Below are 18,385 nucleotides of genomic sequence, written 5' to 3'. Positions count from 1 at the left end.
GAACCAACAGAATTAATCTGTTGGTTCTTGTTTGTCTTTTATACAGCTCTAAGTTTGGATATTTTTATACAGCCTGTATCCTTCCAGTACTCTTATAACCTTTTTTATTTAATCTACTCTAGATAAAATCTATGTGTACTAATAGGTAAATTATTATGGATTTTTGGAGGAGCATTTAAAGTTCTAAAAATCACATTATTTTTAATATCGTTTACTTCCTCCTCAGTTAATTCGGATATTTTATAATCCTTTTTATTCAATCCATTAAAAGAAGTTGTTAATTGTAATCCGATTCTATCCCCTATAATGTATCTATCATGCATGGGTGTAACACCATCCTTCGATGTAAGAATAGCAAAATTAATAAATGGTGGAGATTGATCACTAATATTTGTCCATGCATCTTTATACATTTGTTTAAGAGAAACCCTATCAATTTCAGTGTGGGAGCAAATGACTGTTATATTCTCCTTTAAGTGGATTTGTAAGAACATATCCATTTCATTGTACGAGAAATATGGGTCATAAATCATCAAAGATTCCCTAGCATATTCATTTATCCAATTAATTATATAACTTTTTGCTTTTTGTCCTTCTCCAGGAACAAAATTATCACTAAAATCATTATTGAAAAGAGAGTATAACTTCCTAACAGTCGGATTTGAATCACTGTTTTTAATCACAAAAGTATCTAAACCAAATATAAAGTCTATAACTTCTTGGACAAGATAAAACTGATTGTTTAGAGCAGAAGTTTTGGAATGCATTGTAGTACTTCTTGTTGAATTTTCTATATACCAATCTAGTCCTAAAAAAACTAGTTCTAAATCTAAAATACCCATTTTACCGATTGTTTCCATCACTAGATGTTCGGTTTGTATATGTCCTCTTCCAGCATTAAGGGCTTTCAATGTTTTTACATAAAAAGATTTTAAAGCATTCTTAGAAATTTTCTTAGATGACTCTTTAATTTTCGATGGTGTAGTAAAGTAATTCATTGCTTGTAAAGTTCTCTTTACTTCAATAGTCTCGTGAGGTGAATCTAAATTTTTACTTAGACTCTGAGCAAATTCAGGATTGATTTGATAAGCTAACTCAATAATATTGTCAAAGTTGTTACTAGAATTAATATTATTTGAGTTTTGAATTTTAATCATATCAAAGATTTTGTTAATAATATGTTGTGCTGCATTTTTGTTCCCTATCTTTAAATAGCTATCTGCAATTAATTCTGAGCGTTCAATTTTATCTACATAATTCGATATTTTTACCAATTCCTCTTGAGCATTATCTAATATGCTCTCAGCTAGTTGTAGATTTTCTTTGAAAGTATAATTAGCAATATAGCAGTATACAAATATCCTATCAGAAATGTTAATGATACTCTTAGCATTTTCGTATAGTTCTTCCGGAGAAGGTAGACCTCGAGTTACAGTTGAATTTTTTAATACTCTGAATTTACTAAACAAAGATTTACTTAATATTATATAACCTTCGTGTTGAATATTTATTGAGTCAGGAAGTATTTCATCTAAATACCGCAAAATATCCTTATAGAAATTCAATGCTTCTATTTCTCTAATTGAATATTCTCTTCTTACTATAGAATTTTCTAATACTTGTACAAATATTTTTAATGCTACGCTTACATTAGCATCAACTTTTAATAACTTTATCAAGTTAACTATTCTTTTAGCTCTTTCAAGATTAAAAATAAGCCCTAAGTTTTCTAGATCAATTAATTCTCCAACAGGTTTTTGCGTGGCTAGATAAGTAATAGTATTTAATATACAGTTTTCTTTAATTTCTCTATAATCCAACTTCTCAAGTAACTCAAAGTAATAATTTTCATTTTTTAAATATAGTAAGGTTCCACTATCCTTTAAAATCTCGCTTAAAATTGAAAAATTATCTTCAGATATATTAAATATCTCGATATATTTTGAAATAAAGTCATCAAGATAATGATTGTGATTAATTTCAATTAGTTTTAATCCAAGTTCATTATATAAACTTACTTGTTTAAGAATTGAATTACAACGAGCGACATTTGAACAGATTGTTTTAATATAAAATTGAAATTCACTGTTCTTTTTAACCTCTGGTAACATTTTTATTAATAAAGAAATTAAATGTACATGTATAGTATCCAATCGGTCATCTAATAAAGACCTTTGCTGTTCTTCATTTTTTATTAAGTTATAGATTTCATTAGCTAGGTCAGAATCTTTTTTACTGATATTTTGGATAGTATAGTATGCAATTTTCTTTTTATTCTCGTAGAGTCCAAGATCAGCTAGGTGTTGTTTAATTCTATCGTAGATGTCTATCGAAATATCGTTAATCTCATATGAGAGTTTAAATAAAAATGAATATGAAATAATTTTGGATTGAAGTGATTTAATTTGCATTATCGAAGATTTTAATCTCAACAATTCTTGTCCGTTTAGTAAATAATTGTTATCTGCTAAGAGATGTACTAACCTAAATATTAAATAATCTTTATAACCTTTATCACTAAACAATCTGAATGTTAAAGGGATTAAGTCAATAGAAAACTGGGTTGTTTCTATTCTTGCTTTCAATATTTGTTGGAAAATTCTAAATCTGTTCTTTTCTGTATTTATTTTATTAAAGAAAATCATAGCTAATTCAAATTCTACTTTTGCTAGTTCGAAAAATATATCTTGTGAAACTGCATAATGATCCGCCGATTCCAGTAAAAGTTTGTTAAACTGACTATTAAATTTTTGCTTCACTTCATCATAGTAATCCTCATAATCTTCTTTCATGATAGTCTTTACATCTTGAATTAAATAAATAAGACCTAAACATTTAATATCCAATTCATTTATTGAATCGATAAATATTAATAAGTCTAAAAATCTATTTTGTCCTAATTCTGGATTAATACTAGACTCCAGCTTAGCAATAGCTAATTCTAGTTTAATATATTCTTTCTTTAGTCCGAAGTTTAAACTTTCTTTAACTTTTTCTATTTTAATAATTAATTCATTAATCTTCTCATAGTCACTTCTTTTTTCTAATGTTTCTACAAGAAATCTTAAATCTCTTAAAGTAAGAGAATGATCTACGTTATTTGTGAAGATTTCCAATGTGTATTCTACTGCATCAAATAATTGCTTATGTGTTTCATGATTAATACACCAATTAATTAAATAAAACATTTTAGCAGAAGGATCATTTATTAAATCTAGTTTTTCTAAAACAATTGAAAAATCCTCAACATTTGTAGTAGTTGCTACATTAATAATGTCTTTTAATTCACTATCATCAATAGATGCTGTAATTTCCTCTATGCCACTATTTTCAGCACTTTCATCACCTAATTTTAAAAATAGTTTTAATAACATATAGTCCATTAATTTTTCTTTTGAGATATCAACAGAACTTTTCTCCACTATTTTCCTTATCATATCAAGGGCTAATTGCATGTCAGCAGAAAATATATTAGTACTAATTATTACTAGTTTATCTATTAACTCTTCACTTAAATCAGAAGAGATACTAGTTTTATCTACAAAGTTGTTAATATCTTCAGTAATAGATAATGGTATTGATTCACCGTTCTTAGCTAAAGCTCTACAAATAATGGAAAGTAAAAAAGCACGATCATCTTCTAATGAACACATGTAAGTTAGTTTAATTGCTTCTTCAAACTTCCTTAAAGTACATAATATTTTAATTTCACTTTCTAAAGCTGGGGGTGTTTGCTTAATTTCTAGTAATATTCCTCCTGTTAGTATTGATTTTTGATAAGTTGCCCAATCTTCTTCATAAAAGCTCATCTTTGAAAGTAGGTCCAAATTTTTCCTTATAGTTATTGTTTCATTTAATTGTTCTAAGTTTAAGTTGATAGTTTTTAATGACATCAACTCTCTAAGTTTAGAGTAGTTATTATTTTCCACATATAATTCCGATAAAAAGGTAACTGTTTTAGAATCAGTTAAACTTTGATTTTCATAGAGTTTAATTAGAAATTGTGTTGCATAAGTCTTTCTATGAGAAAGTTTTGTTTTTAGAAAATCTGTATATATTTGAGGAATAAAAATCTCATCGCTTTTATTTCTAATAAATTCATTATTTTTTATAGCATTTAAAATTTCATAAGGCTCCACATTAAAAGCATGCGCACATTCATTTAAATTAATTTTTTCAGGTGCATAAAGTAATACTGAAAGAACATCTATCTCGAAATTATCTCCTTTATTTAGTAATTGAGACCAAAGACTTTCTATGTATTTAGAATAATTTTCTGGCAGGGAGGTGAAAAACTCGCTATGGACTAAATCTGGATCTTCACTGATTTTAATGCTCAAATCATTTATATATGCTGGTAGGCCATTACAAAACTTATGAATATCACCTATAAGTTTTGTATCGTATACATTTTCTTGTAAAATGTATTGGGTTTCAGCTAGAGAAAAGTTAAATACATTAAGTGGAATATAATCATAATTTATCTCTAAATTAGATTTAGAATTTATGCTTAAAATTAAAAATACTCCGTTAGAATCTCCAGGGGGTAATAAGTTTAATATCTCGTTTGCTACATCTTCTTGGAGTTTATCAAGCCCGTCAAATATAATATAAAAAATCTTTTTGTCTCTTTTTGCCTGCGAACATAAATCGTGATAAATCTTCGAGAATACATCTAATATTCGTTCAGTATTTAAATCGTCTAAATCTTGCATATCTATTTTATTTCGTACTTTTAGAGAACACATTCTTAATAATTGTTTACAGATATCGCTAAATATGAAATCAATTCTGTCTTTATATCTATCACCTTGAACAAAATAGACTGCAGTATGAAAGTTATACTCTTGATAGAATTGCTTAAGTATTGTAGTTTTTCCTGTAAATTTGTCACCGAGTAGAACAACCATTTTGTTTTTTTCATTTAAATTAGATTTGATACTATTAATAACACTGTCTCGTTTAAATTCATTTTTAATTTCTCTTGGTAATGTTAATGGTTCATCAATTGTTAAATTTTCTAATACTAATACTTCAGATTGCAAATCTTTCACCCCATTTTACAAATTATTACTTTTAATTATAAATATAATTAATATAATATCCATAATTTTCTTCCAACACTCTATATTTTCCCAACAAAAAATGGGCGAAATTCATACAACCTAGATAGAATCTAGATTAACAAATTTCACCCATACTATTGACAGGATACAACATAACACGCCCACAATTTAGCTGTGCATTAAAACGTGTTGTTAATGCACGCGTTGCATTTAACCCGATATACCAGTCTGCTTCTGAACGGGCCACCGCAGCATGGTAGAGATTTTCATATTGCTTACCCGGCTTTAGATTTTGGAAGCCGTCCTTAATAGCCTTGTCCGTTACAGAGGAAATCCAAAGTCGTTTAACCGGCTTCTTCACTTTTGCTTTATCGATAATCCATCGAGCAACAAGCTCCCCTTCACGACCAGCATCTGTAGCAATAATAATTTCGTTGACATCCGCTCTGTTTAGTTGTGATTTTACTGTATTAAATTGCTTACCAGATTGTTTAATGACCGTTAGCTTTAAACGGTCCGGAAGCATCGGTAAATCTTCTAAATTCCATGTTTTATATTTCACATCATAGCTTTCTGGATCAGCAAGTGTTACCAGATGCCCTAAAGCCCAGGTCACAATATATTGAGAGCCCTCTAAAAAGCCATTTCCTTTTTTATCACACTTCAATACACGTGCTATATCACGTGCTACTGATGGTTTTTCGGCGAGAACCAAACTTTTTGCCATTTTTAAAAACATCCTTTCATTCAAATCCCTTTGTTTACTATAGCATATAGCGATTAGGTTCATCATTTTATTGGGCTCTGGGACATTGCGAATGCCGTTTTTGCGAAATGAGGTTATTGGATGCAGTTCATCTGAGTTATGAAGTGCAGTTCTTGGAAAATCTGATCCCCTTATGCAGTTCATCCACCCGATGAAATGCATCCCACTCCAAATTCAATCCACTTATGCAGTTCATCCCACCTATGAACTGCATCTCACTCCAAATCCACTCTCCTCATGCACTTCATCCTCCCGATGAACTGCACCACACTCCAATTTCAATCCCCTCATGCAGTTCATCTACTCTATGAACTTCATCCCACTCCATATCCTCTCCCCTCATGCACTTCATCCCACTTATGAATCACAACTCCCATCACCCGCACTCCCCACACCATATTCAAAAAGCCCGAAATCCACAATGGGATTTCGGGCCACACTCATTTATTTAATATACTCATCACTCACAAGAATGCTTTGAATGGCTTCGGTTGGTATGATAAACTCGACTGTTCCCATATAACCTGGTGCGACATCGAATTCGTTAAATGCAATTACTAATTTATGATCGGCATTTATATAGAAGTTTTGATGTTCAGCAATTGTTTTGAACCCATCAGATACTGGTGCGTCAGGCGAATCGATAAAATACATTTTAGATGGATCGTCGTTCATTTGCTGTTCCATTTGTTCGATTAGATTGCTATTAATTACTTCAATATAGCTATTGTCTTTAAATAGACTTGGTAACGTAATTAGCATCTCATTTTGCTTATCGATTGTATCGTAGTGAATCGTTGTCATCGAAGAGCCTGCAGTTTCCTCAATAAAACGACCTACTGACAATAATTGATCGGTATCAACTTTGATCTCGTAGCCGCTAGTAACGCTTAGATGACCATCTTCGTTAAAGGCCTGCTGCTGCTCCATTTCACTCATAAATTTTGTGTAAAGCTGCTGCCCTTCCTCTAAATACTTTGCATTCATCATTTGCTCCAAAGTTTTATTTTCTAACTCTTGAACTGCCGGAACAGCGATATCTGCTTGATAGTTTCCTTCATCAACCTTGTATTCTTTTATTGTAATTACGTCAACAACACTACCGATTACTGGCACACCCTCTAACGACTTAGCTAAGGCTGGACTCAAGTTTACACTTGTTGTGAAAATAACAGTTGCCGCCGCTACTCCCGCTATCCATTTCGTTGTTGTTCTCCTAGGCTTTTTGTTTACAATCAAAGCCTTTTCTACTATCTCATCTAGCTCCTGAGGAATCGGGATATCCTTATATTGCTCTACTAATTTATCCATTTTGTTATTATCCATTTTGTTTTGCCTCCTCAAAATTAAGGTCTTCCATTTGAATTCTTAATAATTTCAAGCCTTTATAAATTCTCGTTTTAATCGTACTAATATTTAGCTCGAGGATTTCTGCTACTTCCTCTATTTTCAAATCCTCAAAATATCTAAGAACAATGACACTTCGATAATCCGGAGACAGTTCATTTATGGCTCGGTGTAAATCAATATCTTCATAATAATCACTAACCCCTTGTGAGTGTAGCTGAAGGGTTGTGTCATCAACGACCGTTAGCTTTTTTCTTTTGCGCAGAAAATCTAAAGATGTATTGACAATGATTTTATAAAACCAACTCTTTATCGCTTTATCGTCTTTCAGGGTTTTAGATAGCATTGCTTTTTGTATTGAGTCTTGGACAATATCAAGTGCATCTTCCTGATTTTGGACATAGCTATAAGCAAGCCGGTAAAAATTCTCTTTGTTCTCCATAACATACTCTGCGATTTTTTGTTCCCACGTAGGCTCCCTTTTTAACACCAAACAACTCTCCTTAATTCTTCGGTAATAACGCGCGTTATTCATAAAATAGACGCGTCAGATATGTAAAAAAGTTTGAAGTCTAAAATAAATATTTAAAATGGCTGTTCAAAAGTCCTCTACTAGACTTTGAACAGCCATTTTGCGTTCTTTTATTGAGTTAACAGTTCAAGATACTGTATAACTGGTTTAATTAGCTCTGTTGCTGTTTTTCCAACCTTACGATGGTCTTCCACAACGGAAACGGCTAAGTATCCTGAATCATTCGCATCAAAAACAGTAACCAAGCTATTTTCTACTCCACGTTCTCCTTGAGCTTTCTTTAACTCAGCTGTTCCTGTTTTAGCAGCAATATCGCCTACACCATTTAGGTCATGTGCTGTCCCTTCAGTCGAAGTAACCACTTCTACTAACATCGGTTTAAGCGTATCGATAGTTTCTTTTTTAAATACTTCCTTGGTTTTAGTTTCTGAATCGGTTATAAGCTTTGGATATGTTAGTACGCCTTCATTAGCAAGAAGCGAAAAAGTTGTCGCCATTTGTATCGGTGACATTAATAACTGCCCCTGCCCATAAGACGTATCTGCCAATAAAATCTCTGAACCGAACGTTTCATCATTTGAAATTTGGGCTGGCTCCATCGTTAATGGTAAGCCATAATTTTCTCCAAAGGTAAGCTTATTTAAGCCCTCTGTGAAAGTCTCCTCTCCCATTTCTAAAGCTTCCTGGGCGAAATAAATATTATCGGACTTTACTAGAGCCGTTCTTAAATTTACACTTGCCGTTTCTGACACCCGTGAAATTCGATAATTCCCCCAAGTATCGTCCTTTTGCCATTGTAAGCCTGCGATCTGATGGACCTCATCTACAGTTGTAGCGCCCGATTCGAGTCCAATGGCAGCAGTAATCGGCTTGAAGGTTGAACCTGGTGCGTAACGCGTCGTAATTCGGCTAATGAAGGGTTTATCTTCATCATTACTGTAGGCATCATACTGACTTTGTGAAATTCCTACAACAAATTGATTTGGGTTATACGATGGTTTACTTACGAGAGCAAGTAAATTTCCTGTTTTAGGCTCCATTACAACAGTAGAACCTGCCGCGTTTTCGAGTGCATCAAAAGCGGTTTGCTGTAGGTTTGCATCAATGGTTACTTCGATTGTTTTTCCGTCCTGCTTTTCAATCTTTTGAATGGTCGCTCTTCTATCCCCATTTGCTGTTTCTATATAGATTTCTCCACCATTTTGTCCGCGTAATTCCTTCTCAAAGGCAAGCTCTAATCCAGTACGACCAATCACATCTCCAGCTTGTAAGGTTGGATCCTTCTCGATATCCTCTGCATTCACTTCACCAACATAGCCCGTTAAATGAGCAGCAGCCTCACGTAATGGGTAAGCGCGAGTGCCTACTTGCTGATACTGAACACCCTCAATTTTTGGTGTGTCTGCTCCGTAAGGCAATGTTTTTAAAGGAACAAAATGCTCGTCCTGTACCCAGCCCTGTCCCAATTGCCCTTCGATAAATTCAACTGTAATCCCGAGCTGCTTTGCAATATTGTCAAGCTTGGTTGTTCTTGCTTCCCCTTCACCTAAATCCTTTGGAACTACCCCAGCCTGATAAGTAATTGTATTCAATGCTAATTCTGTACCATTTCGATCCACGATTTCGCCTCGACTTGCTTCATCTACTGTATAGCGAATTTTATCGTCTGAAAGCATGCTAGGGAAAATTAGCTCTGCAGTCCAGCTCACTTTATATTCCTCGCCACTTTCAACCAGCTTCGTTTTATAATGGATATCTGATATCGTTCCTAAAACCGTATCAAAGGTAGCGATATATTCCAATGTGTCTTCTTCATCGATTTCATAGTCAATCTCCATATTAGAAACGCCAATACCACCGAAAATAGCCTTGTATTTCTCTACGATGGATTCCTTTGTATAGCCAGCTTTTTCTAAGGATTCTGCAGTCACAAGCTCCGCAATTTTATCAAAGCCCTGCTCCTTTAACGCTGTGACCCATTCCTTTGCAGCCAATTCTTTTCTTTCTTGGATTTTCGCTTCATTCCATTGCTGAAAGCCAAATACCGAACCCACAGCTACCAACAAAACCGCAACAGCAGCAATTATTATTATCGTTTTTTTCTTCATATGAACCTCCCCCTTTTCCAGTTTCCCTTATTATGTATTAATAGTATAGATCAGTATGGCCATAATAAAAAAGAATTGAGTTTCTTTTAGAGTGACTCAATTACAAAATTTAATAACTTTATTTTCTACAAGGAAGCAATGAAAAAGGCAATCCAGATATACCACTCTCTGAATTGCCTTGCTTTTCTTTTTAGTTTGCTACCCTATCTGCCTCTTGAGCTGATAGGGAATATAGGATTTTTCCTAATCGTTTAATCCCCTCTTCAATGATTTCTGGTGAAGAGTTGGTATAGTTTAAGCGTAGAGTATTGACATGCGTTTTATCCGTATAGAATGGGTCACCAGGTACGAAGGCTACCTTTTCCTCCATCGCTTTATCGAAGAATTCAAGAGCTGACGTTCCTTCTTCTAACGTTACCCAAATAAACATGCCCCCATCTGGCTTTGTATACTTCACTGTGGATGGGAAGTATTTAGCGATTGCATTTAACATGGCGTTAGCCTGTGTTTCATATAGGTTTATAATTTTACTTACATGAGATTGTAAATCATTACTTGTTAGGTAATCATGAATAATCATTTGCGAGAAAATATTTGTGTGTAAGTCTGTTGCTTGTTTGACTGTATTGATATGATGCATTAGCTCCTTATTTTTCGTTATCACGAAACCAAGTCGCATACCTGGTGTCACAATTTTTGAGAACGAACCAAGAAGAACGGAATTTTCTAACCTTCCTGCACCAATATAAGGCAATTTCTCGCCATTCCAACGCAATTCACCATAAGGGTCATCCTCGATTAATACCACATCATATTTCTTTACCACTTCATAGAGTTCTTCACGTTTTTCTCGTGAATAGGTAATCCCTGTTGGGTTGTGGAAGTTTGGCACCGTATAGATAAATTTAATATTGTCATTATTAGCAAGTGTTTGCTCAAGCTGTTCAGCGTTTAAGCCATCCTCTTCTAGGGTTACCGAGTAAAATTCGGGCTCAGCCAAAGAGAATGCTTGAATAGCCCCTAAATAACCCGGTTCCTCCATAACAATGCCTTCCCCTTTATTGAGGAGAACTTGTGAAATCAGCTGTAAGGCTTGCTGAGAGCCCGTAGTGATTAAAATATCTTGAGGATCGAAGTCTAGTCCGTAATCTTTTTTATATTTGTCTGCAATATATTGTCGTAAAGGTAAATAACCTTCTGTCGTTGAGTATTGAAATAATTTTGCCCCATTTTCTGCGATGGCATGATTGATCGAGCTTTGTAATTCTTCAATTGGAAAAGAGATTGGATTTGGTAATCCTCCAGCAAACGAAATGACGTCAGGTGCATCAGTCACCTTTAAAATATTTCGGATAAATGATGATGGAGTTTTTTGGATTTTATCAGAGTACTTCATAGTAATTCCCTCTTTTTTAGATAGTCGCTGAGCCGTTTAAACCAACTAATAACCGAGCTTTAGATTTAAAATGAATCAGTGTTACACGATTTTATCAGACTATTTTAAAAATTACAAAATAAATTTTTATCTAATTTAATAAATAGTTAAATTCTCCAATTCAAAATCTAAAAATTTGCTCGAACTCCCTTCCTTTGCGTACAGTAATGAAGGAAAAATGCTAATTTTTGATTTTTAGGCAAATGACGTGAATTTGTCAGCTTTGATTATTGGGGATTTAGTTTTTTTGTTTCCTTTTTCTCTGGCAACGCTATCAACTTCGTCCGTTAAAAAAAGCCCAGCTCATATTTGAACTGGGCTCATCACTTTTTATTGGGAATCTGAATTTCCATCGTCTGAATCAGTATCATAATCAGACTCTTCTTCAGTTTCAAGCTCACTTTCCTTTAGCCATAGGTGATCTGTAACAGTTTCACCAAGAGCATTCGTGTAATCTACAACATAAACAGTTGTTTCTTCGACAGTGTCAATCGCTCCTTCTGCCCCTAACATGCCATCAATATGGTTAACATGGATAATGACATCTGCATCTTGAACCAATTCCTGATTTCCAACCGGTGTAATCTCTCCCTCTACAAACCATTTATGATTTTCTTCAAATGGATCTCCATTTGTAGGGGTATAGGAAACCGAATATACCGTTGTATCATATGCAGCTTTAATAGTTGCCATGGCGCCCTCCATGCCATCAGTATGACTTGCATTTACAACAGCATTACTTCCAACTGGGAATTTGGGGTTTTCGGATTCCTTTAAGCCTGCTGTTATATCCTCAAGGGATAGAGCTGTTTCCTCGATAGCTTCAGTTTCTTCCTCACCAGACAGCTTATCTGACCCATCAAGATTATTTGTAATATCGGCTCCAGCTTCGGCAGGCTCTTCTTCCTCTTTATCTCCCCAACCACAAGCTGATAAAAGTAAAACCGAAAGCAGCGTCATCGTAACTAATAGCAATTTACTATCCATTTCATAATCCTCCTAAATTCTCATCTCAAGACTTTCCACTAACTAAAGGATTGAACTTTCCACCGAATTCTATTCACAAAAATGGTAAGACTTTACGAACAAACAAAATTGTTCGAGAATTGTTTGTGTACCTGGCACTCGTACTATTCTGAATTGTTTCTGTACCCGGTACACAAACAATTCAAACCTAAAAACCGAGCTGCTCAGTTAGCAACTCGGTTTTTGATGGATTTATGATTTAGTTCAACTTTTTGTAGGCGTAATGCGTTTAGGACGACGGATACGGAGCTGAATGCCATGGCGGCGCCTGCTAGCCATGGTGCTAGGAGGCCAGCTGCTGCAATTGGAATGCCCAATGAGTTATAACCAAATGCCCAAAATAGGTTTTGTCTAATGTTGGTCATCGTTTTATGACTCATAATTATTGCATCAGCTATGCTATTTAAATCTCCTCGAATCAGCGTAATATCTGCAGCTTCCATCGCTACATCTGTTCCTGTTCCTATAGCCATTCCGATATCGGCAACTGCCAGGGCTGGAGCGTCATTTATTCCATCACCGACCATAGCGACTTTTTTACCTAATGCCTGCAGTTTTTTTACTTCATCTGCTTTTCCTTCAGGTAAAACCTCGGCAATAACACGTTTAATGCCTACTTGCTCTGCAATCGCATGGGCTGTTCGCTCATTGTCCCCTGTCATCATAATTACTTCTATTCCCATATCATGAAGCCGTTCAATGGCTTGTTGAGAAGTATCTTTTATAGTGTCTGCTACTGCAACCATCCCAGCATATTCACCATCAATACTAGCAATCATAGCTGTTTTACCTTCTGCTTCAAGCTTTTCCATCGTTCCTAATACATGTGAAATGTCAATTTGGTATTTATCCATTAATTTCTTAGTGCCTACCAAAATCGCCCGCTGATTGACCGTTGCTTTCACACCATACCCCGGTAAGGCTTCAAAATCACGCACTTCACGCAGTTTAATGCATTCCTGTTCTATCCCTTTAATGATGGACTCTGCAAGGGGATGCTCAGATTGCTTTTCAGCCGAGCCTATAAATGAAAGCAGCACACGAACATTCATCCCATCCGCCACAATCACATCTGTTAACACAGGCTTTCCATTTGTTACTGTCCCTGTTTTATCTACAACGACCGTATTGATATGATGAGTTTGTTCTAGGTGTTCTCCACCTTTAAAAAGAATACCTAATTCTGCAGCACGACCCGAGCCTGCCATAATAGAAGTCGGTGTTGCAAGCCCAAGTGCACAAGGACAAGCAATCACAAGTACCGCTATCATACTTTCAAGTGCCGGTCCAAATTCACCCGGCGTTATAAAAACTAACCAGATGATATACGTAATAATCGCAATCGCAATTACAATGGGAACGAAAATTCCAGATATTTTATCTGCTAAACGTTGGATTGGCGCTTTAGAGCCTTGCGCATCCTCAACCACTTTAATAATTTGCGAGAGCGCTGTATCGCGGCCTACTTTTGTCGCCTGTATTTTAATAAAACCATTTTTATTGATGGTAGAGCCAAATACAATTGAACCCGCTTCTTTATCGATCGGTAAGCTTTCACCCGTCAGCATCGACTCGTCTACTGCCGTATTTCCTTCAACAATCTCCCCATCGACAGGAATTTTTTCTCCTGGCTTTACTAAAATTGTATCGCCCTCTACAACTTCCTCTATCGGGATCTCTTTTTCGATTCCATTTCGAACAACTAATGCCGTTTTCGCCTGTAGCCCCATTAGTTTCTTAATGGCTTCAGAGGAACGACCTTTTGCTTTTGCTTCAAATAATTTACCTAGCAATATAAGTGTAATTAATACAGCACTTGTTTCAAAATAAAGCTGAGCATGGTGATGGGCACCAATTGTAATGATGGTTTGATAAACGCTATAAAAATATGCAGCTGATGTCCCCATAACAACAAGAACATCCATATTAGCACTTTGATCACGCAACGCCTTGAAGGCCCTAACATAAAACTGCCAGCCAATTATAAATTGAACAGGTGTAGCAAGAGCCATTTGCACCCATGGATTCATTAAAATATCAGGTACGTAAAGAAACGAGGTAAAGGAAAAGTGACCAACCATCGTCCATAAAAGCGGTAATGAAAGAATCGCAGAGATTATAAATTTTCTCTGCTGTTTTCGTATCGCTTCTTCACGATAATCTAACCCATTCTGTTCATTTTCTTTAAAATGTGCACCGTAGCCCAATTTTTCAACTCGGCTTATAATATCTGACATTGACACTTGATGTGGGTTAAATTCTACTACTGCATTTTCAAGTGCCAAATTGACATTTGCTAGCGTTACGCCCTCCATCTTATTCAGGCCTTTTTCAATTCGCGTCGCACAAGCTGCACAGGTCATTCCTGTTATTGCAAATTCCCTTTTATCCTTCACAACACCATAGCCTAATGCTTCGATTTTCTTTTCAAATTCCTGTTCATTTACCTTATCTGGGTGGAACTTTATCGTAGACTTTTCTAGAGCTAAATTGACGTTTGCTACTTCTACTCCGTCGAGCTTGTTTAAGCCCTTCTCTATTCGCGTCGCGCAAGCCGCACAGGTCATTCCTGTTATTTGCAAGCTTGTTTCTTTAAGCTCGTTCGTCATTATGCTTCACCTGCCTCTATACCAATACCAATTAGGGGTATATTTTTAAGCTAAAAAGAGAGTGCTTAACTTATGAGCACTCCAATGAAATTCGTTCAATTATTCAACATCGTAGCCTTGATCATCAATCGCTTCTTTGATTTGAGAAAGAGAAACCTTTTGATCATTATATGCAACGTTTACTTTACCAGCTTCTAGATTTACATCCACCTGCTCAACGCCTGCTAATGCACCAACGCTTCCCTCTACTGCTTTTACGCAATGCCCACAAGACATACCTTTAACATTTAATGTTACGTTTTCCATTTTTCATTTCTCCTTTTCCTATACGATATAGGGGTATATTTTTAATAAAAAAATATTAAGTTTTACTTTCTCATTAGTTTTTGAATTGTAACCAAAAGCTCATCTAAAACCGCTTCGTCGCCTTCAGTAATGCGATCAACTACACAGCCCTTTATATGCCCCTGTAACAGAACCTTGGCGACACTGTTTAATGCTGATTGAGTTGCAGAAAGCTGGGTAATTATATCATCACAATATACATCTCTTTCAACCATGCCTTTGATACCACGGATTTGACCTTCAATTCGATTAAGTCGATTTGTTAAGTCTTTCTTTATATGGTCTGGATGGTGACTTTTTCGGCATTCTTGCGCATCCGTCAATTCTTCACTCACTTTATCCAGTTTCATCAACTCCGTTCTCATTACAATTGTAAGGTACCCCAATAGGGTATGTCAATTATCGTTTGATAATTCAATCCATTTAATATATGCATCTTTTCATCTTACATGACTGCTTTAGCAATTTACTAACCTTCTAAGTAATTTGACCATATATTAGTCAGGATATTAATTTTTTCGCACGTTTAATATAGGAGGCAAAATGATGACAGATTTCAATCCCCAAAAGCTAAAAGTGAGATTTATCTTACCAGCAAGTCCAATTGAGCCGTTAAAGGGTAGAAAATATACCCTTACCCACTCAGATGATAATGGACAGCTAATCTTGGATATTGGAACGGATTTTAACAATGATGTGATTAATGAAAAGTTGAATGATGGATTCATTGCAGAATGGCAAACAGATTGGGAATATCGTTTAGTGGGTAGAGTTCATGTAGCCCTTGAGAATTTTACAGAGCAAGAAGCACAAAAAAGATACGAATATCTTACAAAGCTAACAAAGAATGCGCTTCATGGAATTGCTTTTGGAGATCGTTTATTTTTATCCAGCTATCCATTACTCCTTGATGCACCCATTTATATTTTATTTGAGTCTACTAATCCACAATTAAGGAAAATCTATAATTTTGGTTCACTAAAACACTATCTGAATCAGTTTCAATATGAAATTTGACGATTCACTAGTTTTATAGTCTAGTTTCTGATTCCTCCCATTGATTTTCCAGATTGTTCCGCTTAAAATTTTCTCTAAGGAAACATTTAGTATGAAAGCATGCAAAGGGGTTAGGGCCATGATGGACTTTATTTTAGAGCTTGATCCACTCCTTCAGGTAACACTGGCCACATTGTTTACTTGGGGAATGACGGCATTAGGTGCTGCTTTAGTGTTTACAACCAAAACATTTAATCAGAAATTTTTGGATAGTATGCTTGGCTTTGCAGGTGGCGTTATGATTGCCGCAAGCTTTTGGTCTCTATTATCCCCCGCTTTAGAAATGGCTGAAGGAGGAAGTTTACCTGCATGGGTTCCAGTAGCCATTGGATTTTTACTAGGTGGAGAGTTTATTTACTTAATAGATAAGCTACTTCCCCACCTTCACCCGAATGCACCATTAAACAGTGCCGAGGGAATTCATCCGAAAAAGAGAAAGAGAAGCACCTTGCTCGTACTAGCAATAACACTTCATAATATCCCTGAAGGTCTGGCAATTGGTGTTTCTTTCGGTGCCGTTGCACTCGGCTCACCATCTGCATCCCTTGCAGGAGCCATGGCTTTAGCTATCGGAATTGGTATTCAAAATATCCCTGAAGGTGCTGCGGTTTCAATGCCGTTACTAAGGGATGGGCTATCGAGGAAGAAAAGCTTTCTATTTGGTCAGTTTTCAGGAATGGTGGAGCCCATTTCAGCAATTATCGGTTTCCTGGCCGTGGCCTTTATCGAACCGTTATTGCCCTTCGCCCTTGCATTTGCAGCAGGTGCCATGATATTCGTGGTGGCCGAAGAGGTTATTCCAAGCTCTCAGGAAGAAGGAAATAAAGACTTAGCCGTAATGACTTTAATGATCGGCTTTACCTTGATGATGATTTTAGATGTGTCATTGGGTTGATGAAAAACATAAAAACGCTTGGTATTTTTATGGATACCCAAGCGTTTTTTATTTCGATGTTTTTAACTCATACCACTAAATCATTTTCAGATTTTATATTGATAGCTTCTTGTAAAAGTCTTTGAAGTACGGCCGCAAAGGTTGCAATTATACAAGATGCGAAAATACTTAATAATGCCAGCATGATAATACCTGTAATATCCTCTTTGCCATTGAATAAAACAATAGCTGTAATAATTCCAATTAAAATTAAAATTACAATCGTAATTGCACAGCGCTTTATAAAGCGTAATGCTCGAACAGAAATATTGGAAAATGCTTCGTTTTTATCAATATAGCTTAATATTTTTAAAGCTTGGTATAATGCGCCAAAAATCGGAGTGCATAATATATACACATATCCTAAAAAGAAAAATTTCAAGTAAGCTGAATCTGGGTGCTTCGCTGCATCTCTACTAGCTAAAACAGGCAGCCCAAATAGACACACAGCTAGTACCACTATGCCTATCAGAATAAGAACCGCTTTCAAGAAAATTGTGGAACTGCGTTTTTGAAGTAACATATAAGCCCTCTCCTAATTTATAATAATTGAATTTATTTTAACAAAACATTTATCGAAACACAATAAATAATTAACGTTAAATAGAATGTAATTATTGTTTTATATTTTCGAATAAAAAAAGCATTCCTCTGACAAGAAATGCTCCAAACATATTATTTACTTTTACTGAATAATTCATAAACGCCCGGTTTGACTTCAGCTAGAAGATGATATGGGTAGCTTTTTACTGAATAAAGTTTCGTTCCTTCTTCCAAGTAATTTGATTCGAAGCTTTTATAGGGATATAACTCAGGAGAAAGCTTCATTTTAACTTCACCAATTTGCTTTTCGATTTGATAGGTTTCCATCTCTACACTATTTCCTCCCAAGTATTCATCCCCATTTACATTCAGTAGAGCCTGATAAGAAGTAGTGCTCTCAACAGTTACTTGCTTTGGCTCGTTCTTATTATCTGCACACCCAGATAGCATAAAAATCACAATTGGGATATAGATTAAAAGCGAGAACTTCATGTAATTCTCTCCCCTTTGAGTTAAATGGTCATTTTATCCATTATACTAAAGCAGACGCACTAAGATCTGAATAGTTACATTAGAAGTTTTTTAGGGAAATGCTGTTGAAATTTCATCTGATGAAAC

Annotated in this window: 13 protein-coding genes and 1 pseudogene; 2 read left to right on the top strand and 12 right to left on the bottom strand. The window is 35.3% G+C overall.

The window, feature by feature from the left end; genetic code table 11:
* Positions 1-113: 113 nt before the first annotated feature.
* From LG296_RS03750 to LG296_RS03705, 10 genes and pseudogenes are all read right to left on the bottom strand, one after another.
* Positions 114-5,045: an ATP-binding protein gene (locus LG296_RS03750; protein WP_107935948.1), complete on the bottom strand. Its 4,932-nt coding sequence runs from the start codon at positions 5,043-5,045 to the stop codon at positions 114-116.
* 175 nt (positions 5,046-5,220) lie between these two features.
* A pseudogene (locus LG296_RS03745) lies at positions 5,221-5,793 on the bottom strand (toprim domain-containing protein); the annotation flags it as partial.
* A gap of 483 nt (positions 5,794-6,276) precedes the next feature.
* On the bottom strand, positions 6,277-7,158 hold the full coding sequence (locus LG296_RS03740) for an RsiV family protein (protein ID WP_107935950.1): 882 nt from the start codon (positions 7,156-7,158) through the stop codon (positions 6,277-6,279).
* Positions 7,151-7,714: an RNA polymerase sigma factor gene (locus tag LG296_RS03735; protein WP_202973777.1), complete on the bottom strand. Its 564-nt coding sequence runs from the start codon at positions 7,712-7,714 to the stop codon at positions 7,151-7,153. Before LG296_RS03735 ends, LG296_RS03740 begins: the two co-directional genes overlap by 8 nt.
* A 107-nt stretch (positions 7,715-7,821) precedes the next feature.
* Positions 7,822-9,819, bottom strand: a complete 1,998-nt coding sequence (locus LG296_RS03730) for a penicillin-binding transpeptidase domain-containing protein (RefSeq protein ID WP_107935952.1) — start codon at positions 9,817-9,819, stop codon at positions 7,822-7,824.
* Between the two features lie 190 nt (positions 9,820-10,009).
* Positions 10,010-11,215 (bottom strand): PLP-dependent aminotransferase family protein, encoded by a 1,206-nt coding sequence (locus LG296_RS03725; protein WP_107935954.1) that lies wholly within the window; start codon positions 11,213-11,215, stop codon positions 10,010-10,012.
* A gap of 369 nt (positions 11,216-11,584) precedes the next feature.
* Positions 11,585-12,241, bottom strand: coding sequence for a YdhK family protein (locus LG296_RS03720; RefSeq protein ID WP_107935956.1), 657 nt, complete (start codon positions 12,239-12,241; stop codon positions 11,585-11,587).
* A gap of 203 nt (positions 12,242-12,444) precedes the next feature.
* Positions 12,445-14,889 carry a heavy metal translocating P-type ATPase gene (locus LG296_RS03715; RefSeq protein WP_107935958.1) on the bottom strand — a complete coding sequence of 815 codons (2,445 nt, stop codon included), beginning with the start codon at positions 14,887-14,889 and terminating at the stop codon, positions 12,445-12,447.
* Positions 14,890-14,988: 99 nt separating this feature from the next.
* The gene (copZ, locus tag LG296_RS03710; RefSeq protein WP_107935960.1) at positions 14,989-15,195 is read right to left on the bottom strand and encodes a copper chaperone CopZ; all 207 of its coding nucleotides are present in this window, start codon (positions 15,193-15,195) and stop codon (positions 14,989-14,991) included.
* Between the two features lie 62 nt (positions 15,196-15,257).
* On the bottom strand, positions 15,258-15,584 hold the full coding sequence (locus tag LG296_RS03705; protein ID WP_107935962.1) for a metal-sensitive transcriptional regulator: 327 nt from the start codon (positions 15,582-15,584) through the stop codon (positions 15,258-15,260).
* Between the two features lie 196 nt (positions 15,585-15,780).
* Here LG296_RS03705 and LG296_RS03700 point away from each other — a divergent pair, with 196 nt between their 5' ends.
* On the top strand, positions 15,781-16,251 hold the full coding sequence (locus tag LG296_RS03700) for a staygreen family protein (protein ID WP_181417928.1): 471 nt from the start codon (positions 15,781-15,783) through the stop codon (positions 16,249-16,251).
* A gap of 118 nt (positions 16,252-16,369) precedes the next feature.
* Positions 16,370-17,185: a ZIP family metal transporter gene (locus LG296_RS03695; RefSeq protein WP_107935965.1), complete on the top strand. Its 816-nt coding sequence runs from the start codon at positions 16,370-16,372 to the stop codon at positions 17,183-17,185.
* Between the two features lie 67 nt (positions 17,186-17,252).
* Here the strand turns inward: LG296_RS03695 and LG296_RS03690 are convergent, their stop codons facing one another.
* Both LG296_RS03690 and LG296_RS03685 read right to left on the bottom strand, forming a co-directional pair.
* Positions 17,253-17,747, bottom strand: a complete 495-nt coding sequence (locus LG296_RS03690) for a DUF2975 domain-containing protein (protein ID WP_107935967.1) — start codon at positions 17,745-17,747, stop codon at positions 17,253-17,255.
* Positions 17,748-17,899: 152 nt separating this feature from the next.
* Positions 17,900-18,259: a hypothetical protein gene (locus LG296_RS03685; RefSeq protein ID WP_107935969.1), complete on the bottom strand. Its 360-nt coding sequence runs from the start codon at positions 18,257-18,259 to the stop codon at positions 17,900-17,902.
* Positions 18,260-18,385 lie beyond the last annotated feature (126 nt).

Origin of the sequence: Ureibacillus chungkukjangi (assembly GCF_044795995.1) — a bacterium.
GTDB lineage: Bacteria > Bacillota > Bacilli > Bacillales_A > Planococcaceae > Ureibacillus > Ureibacillus chungkukjangi.
Note: the sequence above shows the minus strand (reverse complement) of the source record. Positions and strands in the feature narration are given on the sequence as shown.

Coding starts and splice junctions, on each gene's coding strand:
- LG296_RS03695 (WP_107935965.1), top strand. CDS start 16,370: ATGATGGACTTTATTTTAGAGCTTGATCCACTCCTTCAGGTAACACTG.
- LG296_RS03720 (WP_107935956.1), bottom strand. CDS start 12,241: ATGGATAGTAAATTGCTATTAGTTACGATGACGCTGCTTTCGGTTTTA.
- LG296_RS03730 (WP_107935952.1), bottom strand. CDS start 9,819: ATGAAGAAAAAAACGATAATAATAATTGCTGCTGTTGCGGTTTTGTTG.
- LG296_RS03725 (WP_107935954.1), bottom strand. CDS start 11,215: ATGAAGTACTCTGATAAAATCCAAAAAACTCCATCATCATTTATCCGA.
- LG296_RS03735 (WP_202973777.1), bottom strand. CDS start 7,714: ATGAATAACGCGCGTTATTACCGAAGAATTAAGGAGAGTTGTTTGGTG.
- copZ (WP_107935960.1), bottom strand. CDS start 15,195: ATGGAAAACGTAACATTAAATGTTAAAGGTATGTCTTGTGGGCATTGC.
- LG296_RS03690 (WP_107935967.1), bottom strand. CDS start 17,747: ATGTTACTTCAAAAACGCAGTTCCACAATTTTCTTGAAAGCGGTTCTT.
- LG296_RS03740 (WP_107935950.1), bottom strand. CDS start 7,158: ATGGATAATAACAAAATGGATAAATTAGTAGAGCAATATAAGGATATC.
- LG296_RS03685 (WP_107935969.1), bottom strand. CDS start 18,259: ATGAAGTTCTCGCTTTTAATCTATATCCCAATTGTGATTTTTATGCTA.
- LG296_RS03715 (WP_107935958.1), bottom strand. CDS start 14,889: ATGACGAACGAGCTTAAAGAAACAAGCTTGCAAATAACAGGAATGACC.
- LG296_RS03700 (WP_181417928.1), top strand. CDS start 15,781: ATGACAGATTTCAATCCCCAAAAGCTAAAAGTGAGATTTATCTTACCA.
- LG296_RS03705 (WP_107935962.1), bottom strand. CDS start 15,584: ATGAAACTGGATAAAGTGAGTGAAGAATTGACGGATGCGCAAGAATGC.